This is a genomic window from Phocaeicola sp. (assembly GCF_057861905.1).
Window position 1 is genome coordinate 1 of sequence record NZ_DBMACV010000083.1, and the last position, 13,053, is coordinate 13,053.

Annotated in this window: 7 protein-coding genes; all 7 read left to right on the forward strand. The window is 39.6% G+C overall.

Annotated features, from left to right (window positions below):
• Positions 1-216: 216 nt before the first annotated feature.
• The 7 genes from ACZM60_RS12990 to ACZM60_RS13020 all read left to right on the forward strand — a co-directional run bounded on the left by ACZM60_RS12990 (position 217) and on the right by ACZM60_RS13020 (position 12,820).
• On the forward strand, positions 217-2,556 hold the full coding sequence (locus ACZM60_RS12990) for a glycoside hydrolase family 20 protein (RefSeq protein WP_489521711.1): 2,340 nt from the start codon (positions 217-219) through the stop codon (positions 2,554-2,556).
• A 7-nt stretch (positions 2,557-2,563) separates the two neighbouring features.
• Positions 2,564-4,624, forward strand: a complete 2,061-nt coding sequence (locus ACZM60_RS12995) for a glycoside hydrolase family 20 protein (RefSeq protein WP_489521712.1) — start codon at positions 2,564-2,566, stop codon at positions 4,622-4,624.
• Between the two features lie 172 nt (positions 4,625-4,796).
• On the forward strand, positions 4,797-7,880 hold the full coding sequence (locus ACZM60_RS13000; protein ID WP_489521713.1) for a SusC/RagA family TonB-linked outer membrane protein: 3,084 nt from the start codon (positions 4,797-4,799) through the stop codon (positions 7,878-7,880).
• A gap of 17 nt (positions 7,881-7,897) precedes the next feature.
• Positions 7,898-9,445, forward strand: a complete 1,548-nt coding sequence (locus ACZM60_RS13005; RefSeq protein ID WP_021970813.1) for a SusD/RagB family nutrient-binding outer membrane lipoprotein — start codon at positions 7,898-7,900, stop codon at positions 9,443-9,445.
• A gap of 19 nt (positions 9,446-9,464) precedes the next feature.
• A complete protein-coding gene (locus ACZM60_RS13010; protein ID WP_021970814.1) occupies positions 9,465-10,601 on the forward strand; it encodes a glycoside hydrolase family 18 in 1,137 nt (378 codons plus the stop codon).
• Positions 10,602-10,605: 4 nt separating this feature from the next.
• The gene (locus ACZM60_RS13015) at positions 10,606-11,835 is read left to right on the forward strand and encodes a DUF1735 and LamG domain-containing protein (RefSeq protein WP_418586668.1); all 1,230 of its coding nucleotides are present in this window, start codon (positions 10,606-10,608) and stop codon (positions 11,833-11,835) included.
• Positions 11,836-11,899: 64 nt separating this feature from the next.
• Positions 11,900-12,820: a DUF4999 domain-containing protein gene (locus tag ACZM60_RS13020; RefSeq protein ID WP_489521714.1), complete on the forward strand. Its 921-nt coding sequence runs from the start codon at positions 11,900-11,902 to the stop codon at positions 12,818-12,820.
• Positions 12,821-13,053: the final 233 nt, after the last annotated feature.

Genomic DNA, 13,053 nt, shown 5'->3' on the forward strand with positions numbered 1-13,053 from the left:
TTATTGTTTGTAATTCTTTGTAATTCAGCACTATAAAGTTACAACAATTTTTGCTAATCACCAAATTTACAAACACTTACAATTCGTCGAACTCACGTTAAAATATTTAATTAATAAATCCGACTTTCTAATATTATTCTTACCTTTGTAGAAGGTTGTTTTTGAAATAATGAAACAATGCCTATATTTAGTTATACTTAAATCTTATCTTGCCCTATGAAAGGAATTTCATTTAGCTTCATAAGCTTGTGTTGCGTTTTTCTGTCGAGTTATCTCGTATCGTGTTCCCCAAAAGAAACATTAAATTCTGATTATGAGGTGATCCCTAAGCCTTTGGAGATAAGCTGCAAAGGAAACTCTTCTTTTTTGTTGAAGGATGGAATAGCTGTTGTCTATCCGGAGAATAATGCAAAGATGCGTGACAACGCTGAATTTCTGGCAGACTATGTATCTCGTCAGACGGGATTGAAGCTCACTCTTCGGGCAGGAATACCTGTTGATGGTGCCATATGCCTGACACTCGACCTGACCGACGATAATAAGGAAGCTTACAAACTGGTTGTAAACGATAAGCGGATTTGCATTTCCGGTGCTTCCGAAGCTGGAGTCTTTTATGGAATCCAGACATTACGCAAGTCGCTTCCCGTAGCCCGGCACATAAATGTAAATCTTCCGGCTGTTGAAATTTACGATAAACCTCGTTTTGCCTATCGAGGTGCCATGCTGGATGTGGCACGTCATTTCTTTACGGTAGACGAAGTGAAGACTTTTATAGATATGTGCGTGCTGCACAATATAAATCGGTTTCACTGGCATCTTACTGACGACCAGGGATGGTGTATCGAAATAAAGAAGTACCCTAAACTGATGTCGGTTGCTTCTCAGCGAAAGCAGACGGTTGTAGGACGTTGGTGTAGTGGCGTGTATGATGGAACTCCCTATGGAGGTTATTATACTCAGGAAGAAGTTCGCGACATTGTCGATTATGCTGCCAAGCGTTATGTTACAATTATTCCGGAAATAGACCTGCCGGGCCATATGCAGGCTGCCCTTACTGCCTATCCTGAGCTGGGATGTACGGGAGGACCTTATGAGGTGAGAGAAACATGGGGCGTATCGGATGATGTGCTGTGTGTAGGAAACGATTCTACGTTGCAGTTTGTGAAAGATGTCTTGTCCGAAGTAGCCGATATGTTTCCTTCGGAATACATTCATATAGGTGGTGATGAATGTCCGAAGGTACGCTGGGCAAAATGTCCGAAGTGCCAGGCTCGTATAAAGGCATTGGGCCTGAAGTCGGATGCAAAGCATACCAAAGAGGAACGTCTGCAAAGTTATATGATTCATGAGGCGACGAAATGTCTGAATGAAAAAGGCAAACAGATTATAGGTTGGACGGAAATACTGGAAGGCGGACTGGTTCCCGGTGCAACTTTGATGTCGTGGATTGGTGAAAGTGGCGGCATCGAAGCGGCTCATCAGCACCATGATGTTATTATGACGCCCAATACTTATTTGTATTTCGATTATTATCAGTCGAAACAGGTGGAAGACGAGCCTCTGGCTATCGGTGGATACTTGCCGATAGAAAAAACATATAGCTACGAGCCTATGCCGAAAGAACTCAATGAGGAAGAGCAACAATATATAAAAGGTGTACAGGCAAATTTGTGGACCGAATATATTCCTTCATTCAGTCAGGTGCAGTATATGACTCTTCCCCGTATGGGAGCCTTGGCAGAAGTGCAGTGGAGCGACCCGTCGCGTAAAGACTATAAAGATTTTCTTACCCGTATACCTCGGCTTACGGCTATATACGATTGTTATGGCTGGAATTATGCTACACATGTCTTCGATGTAAATGTAGATATAAAGGCCGATACGGCGAAACATGTACTGAATGTACAGTTGGGTACTATGGCCGACGATCCGATTTATTATACACTCGACGGTCAGGATCCTACTGAAAAATCCGCAAAATATACGGGTCCGTTTACAATAGATAAAGATGCCATCCTGAAAACAATGGCTGTGCATTCATCGCGTACGAGCAAGATTTCTATCGATACAATCCGTTTCAATAAAGCTACGCTGAAACCTGTCAAGCTGCTTCAGCCCAATCAGGAAAACTTCACCCCCGACGGTCCGGTGGTGCTGGTCGACGGTCGTCGCGGAAATCACAGTTTCGATACAGGAGCATGGGTAGCTGTTGCCGGCAATGACTTGGAGGCTGTTATTGATATGCAAGGCGAAACTACATTAAGTTCGGCCACCATTCATGTGTATGTCAGAAAAGATGCCTGGCTGTTCGATGCGAAGAAATTCTCGGTTGCCGTTTCCAGCGACGGGAAAAACTATAAAGAAGTTGCTTCACAAGATTATCCTGCCATGCAGCCTTCGGATGGCGATACCATTGCCGAGCATAAACTTTCGTTTGACCCTTGTAAGGCTGCTTTTGTTAAAATAAAGGTCGTAAGTGAGAAGCGTATGCCCGAATGGCATTTGAATGCGGGACTTACGCCGTTTTTGCTGGTTGATGAAATAAATTTAAATTAGTAAGTATATGAAGAAAATCTCTCTGTTGTTTTTTATCGTTTGTGCAATGCTGCTGGTTGTCAGTTGCACGAAGAAAACTGATGTAGGCATAACCCCGGAACCTCTTTCGTATTCGTTTGGAAAAGGTTCTTTTGAATGGAATAAAGATACTCGTATCATATTTAACGGCAGCAAGGACGCACAGACTATTGTGGAAACTGCATTTTCGGAAACCAGTTTTCCTGTATCGTTTGCAGCAGCTCAGCCCGGAAATAATTGCATTCAGCTGGAGCTGACAGATTCTATCAGTGGGGTAACTTCTCCTGAAGCTTATTCGCTTCATGTAGGCGAGGATGGAGTAAAGATACAAGCTTTGTCGGAAGCTGGATTGTTTTATGGTGTACAGAGCTTGATACAGTTGGCAGAGCAGGGTGAGGGTTGCATACAGTCGGTAGATGTCTTGGATGAACCTCGCTTTCCGTATCGTGGTATCATGCTCGATGTATCCCGTCATTTCCGCTCGAAGGATTTTGTGAAAAAGCAGATAGACCTGCTTTCGCATTATAAGTTCAACAGACTGCATCTGCATCTTACCGATGCTGCGGGCTGGAGAATAGCCATTGATAAGTATCCACGTCTGACTCAGTTTGCTGCCTGGAGAAAGGGTAAGACTTGGAAGGAATGGTGGAATGGTGACCGAGGTTATTGCGAAGAAACCGATCCGGAGGCTCAGGGTGGCTATTATACCAAAGATGATATCCGTGAAATGGTGGAGTACGCTCGTCAGCACTGTATTACAATTATTCCTGAAATAGAGATGCCTTCTCATTCGGATGAAGTCTTAACAGCTTATCCGGAATTGTCGTGTACGCATGAGCCGGGCAAACAGTCTGATTTCTGTGTCGGAAATGAGAAGACATTCGAGTTTCTTGAAGATGTACTTACCGAAGTGATGGAACTGTTCCCTTCTGAATATATTCATATTGGAGGTGATGAGGCAGCGAAAAGTGCCTGGAAGACCTGTCCGTTGTGTCAGAAACGCATGAAAGAGGAAGGTTTGAAAGATGTAGATGAATTGCAAAGTTATCTGATACATCGTATTGAACGTTTCTTGAACGAACATGGACGTAGCTTGTTGGGATGGGATGAAATACTTCAGGGAGGTTTGGCTCCAAACGCAACCGTCATGTCATGGCGAGGTGAACAGGGTGGTATTGATGCCGCCTTGTCGGGACATCATGCAATAATGACTCCGGGTGAATATTGTTATTTTGACAGTTATCAGGATGCACCTTATTCTCAGCCTGAGGCTATCGGAGGATATTTGCCTTTGAGTAAGGTTTATTCTTATAATCCCGTGCCCGATTCGCTCAGCGCTGATAATCAAAAGATGATATTGGGAGTGCAAGCTAATGTATGGGCCGAATATATTCCTACTGACGAACATATGGAATATATGCTTTATCCACGTGCTATCGCCTTGTCGGAAGTGGCGTGGACTGCTCCTGAAAGAAAATCATGGGATTCTTTCCATGACCGGATCCTGAAGATTATTCCTCAGCTCAAGGCTAAAGGGTATAATGCTTTTGACTATGCTAAGGAAATAGGTAATAGAAAAGAGTACAACCAGCCGGTAGAACATTTGGCTGTTGGTAAGAAAGTTACTTTTAATATACCGTATTGGCCGAATTATCCGGCTAATGGAGAAAAGACATTGACCGATGGTTTGCGCGGAGGTTGGAATTATAATGATAAACGTTGGCTGGGATTTGCAGAAAATCATCGTATGGATGTAGTTATCGATTTAGAAAAGGTAACGAAGATTCATTCTGTTTCTGCCGATTTCATGCAGATTTGCGGACCTTATGTATTTATGCCATCTGAAGTTGTTATTTCTTCTTCTGTTGACGGAAAAGATTATACTCAGTTGACTGCTATCAAACATCAGGTACAAAAAGATGATTCTGTATCATTTAAAAAATTCGGTTGGGAGGGAGAGACTGATGCCCGTTATATCAGATATCAGGCTATGGCTGATTCTTTGTATAAGGATGGTATTCAGTTTGTTGATGAAATAATAGTAAAATAAGCTTATAAATTAAGTAATTTAATTTTACTTTGTTTAGTTTTTTTGATATTTAATTATTATTAAAGAGCAAAGACAATTATTTTGTATGTGCGCATTGTATATATAAAATAATTATCTTTGCCCCTGCTTTTATGAAAGCGGAATTTTTTAATAATAAACTAAATCTAAATCTATGAAACGAAGTAAATTTTCAAAATTACTCTTGTTTTTGCTGATTGCCTCTGGATATAACGTAGCATCATATGCTGCCGAAAGTGGTGTTTCAGTATTGAATGGATCGTTGTCATCAAGTTCTGTGGCAAAGGTCACCACAACAGGTCAAGTTGTTGATGCCAAGGGAGAACCTCTTATTGGGGTAAGTATTCTTGAGGTTGGCACGACTAATGGTACGATTACCGATATAGATGGTAATTTTACATTGTCAGTTAATGAAGGAGCAACACTTGAGATTTCCTATATTGGATACAAGACTCAGACTTTGCCAGTTCGTGCTAAATTAGGCCAAATTGTAATGAAGGAAGACACAGAGGTGTTGGATGAAGTTGTTGTAACAGCTTTGGGTATTAAACGTTCACAGAAAGCATTGAGTTATAATGTGCAGGAAGTGAAAGGTGATGCTTTGACTGCTGTAAAGGATGCCAACTTCATGAACTCTTTGGCTGGTAAGGTTGCCGGTGTACAGATTAGTAGTGGTGCAACTGGTGCCGGTGGTGCAACTCGTGTTGTAATGCGTGGTATGAAATCTTTGACCAAAGATAACAATGCCTTGTATGTAATCGATGGTGTGCCTATGTTTAATACCGGAAGTAGCGGTGGTGAAGGACAGTTTGGTGAAATGGGTGGTTCGGATGCCGTAGCCGACTTGAACCCGGATGATATCGCCAGTGTCAGCATGATGACCGGCCCTTCTGCTGCAGCATTGTATGGATCTGCTGCTGCCAATGGTGTCGTTTTGGTAACAACCAAGAAAGGACAAACAGAACGTACTTCTGTTACTGTTTCAAATAGTACAACATTCTCGAAGGCATACATCATGCCGGAAATGCAAAACCGCTATGGTACAAGCACCGGTTTGTTCAGTTGGGGAGGTTTGACTGATAGAAGATACGATCCGTCTGACTTCTTTAATACTGGAACAAATATTATTAACTCTATAGCTCTGTCTACAGGTAATGCTAAGAACCAGACTTATTTATCTGCTTCTACAACTAACTCTGATGGTATTTTGCCTAATAACAGCTATAATCGTTATAACTTTACAGCTCGTAATACGACTAACTTCCTGAATGATCGCCTGACATTGGATATCGGTGCTCAGTACATTATTCAGAATAATAAGAACATGGTATCACAAGGACAGTATTACAACCCGCTGCCAGCTTTGTATTTGTTCCCTCGCGGTGATAACTTCGATGAAATTCGTTTGTACGAACGTTATAACACCAATTATGGTTATATGGAACAGTACTGGCCTTATGGAGATGGAGGTATGTCTTTGCAGAACCCTTACTGGATTCAGAATCGTATTCTTCGTACTTCAGAAAAGAAACGTTATATGTTGAACGCTTCTTTGAAATGGAAAGTTACAGACTGGTTCAATATTACAGGACGTGTAAACTTGGATAACTCTGACTATCGTAACAGGGAAGAAAAGTATGCATCTACACTGACTACATTCTGTGGCTTGAGTGGTGGTTTGAAAGATGCAATGCGTCAGGAACGTGCTTTATATGCCGATGTATTGGGTTCAATTGACAAGACATTTGGAGAATTCCGTTTGAATGCCAACTTTGGTGGATCTATTTATCATACATCAATGAATGAATTGTCCATTGCAGGCGACTTGATTATCCCGAATTTCTTCCAAATGAACAATATCAATTTCTCTTCTAACTATAAGCCGGAGCCAAGTGGTTATACGGACGAAATTCAGAGTGTTTTTGCAAGTGCTGAATTGAGCTGGAGAAATCAGTTGTATTTGACATTGACTGGACGTAATGACTGGGATTCTAAATTGGCTTTTTCTAATCAGTCGTCATTCTTCTATCCTTCTGTTGGTTTGTCTGCTGTTTTGTCTGAAATGATGAGCCTTCCTGAATGGTTGACTTATGCAAAAGTACGTGGATCATATACAGTTGTTGCCTCTTCATTCGACCGTTTCTTGACAAATCCGGGTTATGAATATAACGGACAGACTCATAACTGGGAAAATCCGACCGTATTCCCTATGGATAATATGAAGCCGGAAAAGACTAAATCTTGGGAAGTTGGTTTAAACTTGAAGTTCTGGGAAAACCGTTTTAACTTAGACGCTACTTATTATCGTTCTAATACTTTAAATCAAACATTTAAGGTAGATATTCCTTCTTCATCTGGTTATAACAAAGCAATTGTACAGGCTGGTAATGTACAGAACCAAGGTCTTGAATTAGCTTTAGGTTTCCATGATGAATGGGCTGGATTCGGCTGGTCATCTAATGCAACATTTACTTTGAACCGTAACAAAGTAAAACGTTTGGCAAGTGGTAGTATTAACCCTGTAACAGGCGAAGAAATTCAGATGGATGAAATGTACGTTGGATGGTTGGGTAAGGAAAACGTTGCTCCTCGTGTTATCTTGACAGAAGGAGGTTCTATGACTGACATCTACGTATATAATCAGTTGACTCGTGATAATAATGGTAATATAGAAGTCGATCAAAACGGTAATATTAGCATGAGCACTTCTTCTACTCCTACTAAAGTAGGTGATTTGGACGCTGATTTCAACTTGGGATGGACTAACCACTTTACTTATAAAGGTATTGATTTAGGTGTTGTACTGACAGCTCGTGTAGGTGGTCTTGCTTATTCTGCTACTCAGGGTATCTTGGATTATTACGGTGTATCAGAATCTTCTGCTACAGCTCGTGATAATGGTGGTGTACCTATTAATAATGGTATGGTAGAAGCTCAGAAATATTATCAGACCGTTGGTACTGGTGAAGGTGGTTATGGACGTTACTATTTGTATAGCGCTACAAACGTTCGTTTGCAGGAGTTAAGTTTGAATTATACTCTTCCTAAAAAATGGTTTAAGAATGTAGCAAATGTTACTTTAGGTTTAGTAGGACGTAACTTGTGGCTGATTTACTGCAAAGCTCCGTTTGACCCGGAACTTTCTGCATCTACTTCAAGTAACTACTATATGAACGTAGACTATTTTATGCAGCCGAGTTTGCGTAATATTGGCTTTAACGTAAAAGTTCAATTCTAATAAGGGAGACTAATGTCATGAAACAATATATAAGAAATATAACAGCCGGTGCTGCTTTGTTACTGATGGTAGGAAGCTGTACTGATAAATTTGAAGAATACAACACGAATCAGTATCAGATTCATGAAGCTGATCCTGCGACTTTGATGAAATCAATGATTGAAACCATTGTGAATATTCAGCAGAACGATTCTCAGATGCAAGATCAGATGGTAGGACAATTTGGAGGATATTTGTGTCCTTCTAATACATGGAGTGGTACAAACTTTGGAACGTTTAACGTAAGCGATGCTTGGAATGCCAGTCCCTGGAATACTAATTTTGAGAAAATCTATGGTAACTTCTTTCAGATACAGGAAGCTACAAATTCGGTTGGTCACTATTATGCATTTGCTCGTATGATTCGAGCTATTACGATGTTGCGTGTGGCTGATTGTTACGGTCCGATGCCTTATAGCCAGGTGAAGAAAGGAAACTTTTATGTGGGTTATGATACTCAAGAACAGGTATATAAGGGTATTTTGGATGATTTGGCTAATGCAGCTGATGTATTGTATGATTACAGTGTAGAAACCAATGGTCATGCTCCGTTAGCATCAAATGATCCTGTCTTCAGTGGTAATTATGCAAGTTGGGCAAAGTTGGCTAACTCGATGCGTCTGCGTGTAGCTATGCGTATTAGTGATTTCTTGCCCGATGTAGCAAAAGCTGCGGCTGAAGCAGCAACTTCACACAGAGCAGGGTTAATCGAAACTAATGCTGATAATGCGATTATGAGTTGTGGTACACAAAATAATCCTTATCAGATTGCTTCTGTAAGCTGGGGAGACTTACGCGTAAATGCAAATATTGTAGATTACATGAATGCATACGAAGATCCTCGTAGAGAAAAGTATTTCAATAAGTCTACTATTTCGGGTATGACAGACAAGTATGTTGGAATGCGTACAGGAGATAAAGATGTAATCAAGGCAAATGCTGGTGGCTTTTCATCTCCTAATGTAACAGCTAATGATCCTATGTTGGTATTCTGTGCAGCAGAAACAGCTTTCTTGCGTGCAGAAGGTAAACTTCGTGGCTGGAACGTAGGTGATAAGGACGCAAAGGCATACTACGAAGAAGGTATCAACCTTTCAATGAGTCAATATAATGTTTCAGGTGAAGAATATATGCAAATTGATGCAGCTCCAATGGTTTCTCACTTGAAAGACAACGTTCAGAATGCTGCAGCAACTATCAGTAATACTGTTTCTGTAAAATGGGATGATTCTGATAATACGCTTACAGGAAAGAACTTCCAGCGTATCATTACTCAGAAATGGATTGCCAACTATCCGCTGGGCTTGGAGTCATGGGCTGAATATCGTCGTACCGGATATCCTGAAATGTATCCTTGTATCGATAACCTTTCTAATAATGTAGTAAGTACTACTCGTGGTATGCGTCGTCTGGCTTTCCCATATACAGAAAAGCAGAATAATAAAGCGAATTGCGATCAGGGAGCTACCGATTTAGGTGGAGCTGATACACCGGCAACCGATTTGAAGTGGGCTAAAAAGAACTAATAACGTTAAATGAAAATTTATGAAAAAGATATCTTTATTATATACCTTATGTTTGTCATTACTGACTTCCATTTTTGTAGGTTGTAGTGATTGGACAGATATGGAAGCAAAGTCGTTTCCAGAAGAAATAACCTCTGATGAATATTATGCTGCATTACGTGCCTATAAACAAAGTGAACACTCTGTAGCTTTTGGATGGTTTGGTAACTGGACTGGAGAAGGAGCTTTTATGAAGAGTTCTTTAGCTGGTATTCCCGATAGTGTAGATATTGTATCTATTTGGGGAAACTGGTCTAATCTTTCTGATGCACAAGTTAAAGATTTACGCTTTTGTCAGGAAGTAAAGGGTACTCGTTTTACACTGTGCTTTATTATTACTGCTGTAGGTACTCAGATTACTCCTCAAAACGTATACGATACTTGGGAAGAAAAAGGTTATTCATCTGAGCAGGAAGCTGTAAATGATTTCTGGGGATGGCCTAAAGATGAAAGCGATAAAGAAGCTGTAGAAGCTTCTATTCGTAAATATGCTTCTGCTATTGTTGATACTATTAATAAGTATGGATATGATGGATTTGATATCGACTATGAACCTTCCTATGGATATAATGGTAACATTGTAGATGATGATAATAATATGTTCATATTTGTAGACGAATTAGGTAAGCATTTAGGACCTAAATCGGGTACAGGTAAGTTGTTGTTAATCGACGGAGAACCTCAGACTATTAAGAACAGACCAGATATAGGACATTATTTTGATTATTTTGTTATTCAAGCGTACACTTCAGGAGCAAATAGTGATTCAAATTTGGATAGACGTCTGATTTCTGGTGGAATAGCAGGAAACGGGTTAGTTCAGACTTATGGTGAAGAACTTGGCGAAGAAAGAGTAACGAATATGACCATAATGACTGAAAACTTTGAAGCAGTTGATGCAGCCATGAATGGAGGTTATCCTTATACAGACCGTTATGGCAATTCCATGATGTCATTGGAAGGTATGGCTCGCTGGCAACCTTCAAATGGTTTCCGTAAAGGTGGCGTAGGTACTTATCACATGGAAGCTGAATATGGAACCAGCCCTGAATATAAGAATTTGCGTAAAGCTATTCAGATTATGAATCCTTCTTCACATTCATTACTTAAATATTAATTAGATTATGAAACTGAATTATATAAAAACATTCTTTTGCTCAGCGATGATAGCTGGTATGGGAATATTTGCAGCATGTGATGATGCAGAATATTCTGTTCTTGATACTCATGCTTATATAAATGAAGCACTTGATGGAACAGGTACAAAAGTAACTGTTCAGGCTACAGGAGAAACCACAACTACAATCAATATTCATATGAGTGATGCTGCTTCTGTAGACAGTCATTATAAACTTGTGGTAGATCCTTCTGTATTGGAAACATACAATAAGCAGAATGGTACAAGTTACGTAACCATTCCTGAAGGTGAATATGTTTTACCCGAAGATATTGTTATTAAATCAGGAGAATATAATGCTGAAGAAACAACAATAACTTTGAAAGCTTTTACCAAGGAAATGGTAGATTCGGGAGAAGCTTATGCGTTGCCTGTCAGACTGGTTTCGAAAGATGGTAATTATCCTGTCATGGATAATACCGGATCTTATGTGATATTAGCTGAAAATATTATTCAGTTCTCAGCTCCTCAGTTCTATGGAGGTGCTAAGTTGTCTTCACCGGAATATGCTTCAGACCCGAAGAGCTATTCTCAATATACTGTAGAAGCACGTTTCCAGATTAGTGATACTAATAACCGTAACCGTGCCGTATTTACTACCAGTGATGGAGAAGCTGGCGGAGGTAGTCTGTTATTACGTTTTGAAGACCCTCAGTCTGCCAATAATGATCATCCTGCTCACTCATTGGTTCAGATTCAGTTGAATGGTTCATATGTGAATCCAACCAATCATTTTGATGTAAATAAATGGCAGCATATAGCTGTGACTTTCGATGGAACTACTTATCGTATCTATGTAAATGGTGTTGAAAGTGGTAAGTTGGAAGGTGGAAAACCTTGTTTGAAATTCAAAGGCATTGGTTGGTTTACTGATGGAGATGGAAATCAGTCAGGTTGGTGGAATGGCTGTAAGATTCTGGTAAGCCAGATACGTATCTGGTCTGTAGCCCGCAATGCAGCTCAGATTCAGAATAGTATGACACAGGTAAGCCCGAAAGCTGCCGGATTGGAAGCATACTGGCGTATGGACGAAGGTACAACCGAACAAAGAAGCGATGGTACTTATACTGTATTTAAAGATGTAACAGAACATGGTTATACATTGGAAACCAAGCAAAATGTTACTTGGGTAGATGGTATCTTATCTACTGATACAGCAACTCCTTGGAAATAAATAATTTTAATAATAATTCACCTCTCTGTCTCTCAGAGAGGTGAATGAAATAAAGACTAATAGTATGAAAAAGTTTTTTCATTATATATTAATGGCCGCCTTGATAGGTGGAACCATTCCTTTTACATCATGTAATGATGATGATGAAAACCAACTGAATGAATGGAATATGAGCTATATCTCCTTGCTTCCTGTAGATTATTTGAAACCTCTTACTACCGAGTTTACTTTGAATCATGCAGAAGGTACAGGAGTAGAAGGTAAGATCGACTTTCAGTTCATGGCTGTTTCATCAAAACCAGTAGAGCAAGATGTAACTGTAGATATTGAAGTGACTACAACTCTTCCTATCAGTGCAGATAAAATTGCTTTGAGTTCACAGAAGGCCGTAATAAAAGCTGGGCAAAAACAGTCAGAACCTATTACTTTAAGTATTACTGACTGGTCTGAATTGGCTGATAATAAAGAAGCTGCTGAATACACTCTTAACATAAACATGAAATCTGTAAATTCGAATGCTCAGGGAGTTACTTTTAGCGAATTTAATAAAGGGTTTGCATTTACTGTGAAGAAAACAGCCGAGAAACCCAAACAAGATGTACTGGTTACTACGCCGAAAGAATGGATTTTTACTTTCATGGACGGAGTAGAAAACCCGGGAGCTAACACTGTGGCAGGTACAGGAAGTAATGATGTGGCTACTAATGGAGTGCCTTTCTGGCTTACAGTAGATTTTAAATCTGTAAAAACTATATCAGGTATACAGACTCAGCATTGGGCAAATCAGTATGCTCCAACTAAAGTAGAATTATTTACTTCAGAAAATGGTACTACTTGGGAGTCTATAGGAGTATTCGAAACAAGTGGTTATACCCAAACTATCAAATTTGATCAGAGAATAGACACTCGTTTCTTGAAATATCAGATGATTGATGTTCCTGGCCGTGTAGATATTACAAGATTTTCGGTATATATGTATCAGTAAAAAATTATTTTATTTTAAAATAAAATGTCCATATAGAAACACTATTGCAGTGGTCAAAGGTAGCGACTCTTTATATAGATGTTCCGAAAAAAATAATAAATTTGTTACCATTAGATTAATGGGGATAAATAATTTAACGTGAGTTCGATGAATTATAACTATTTGTAAATTTGGTGATTAGCGAAAATTGTTGTAACTTTATAGTGTTCAATTACAAAGTATTACAAACAATA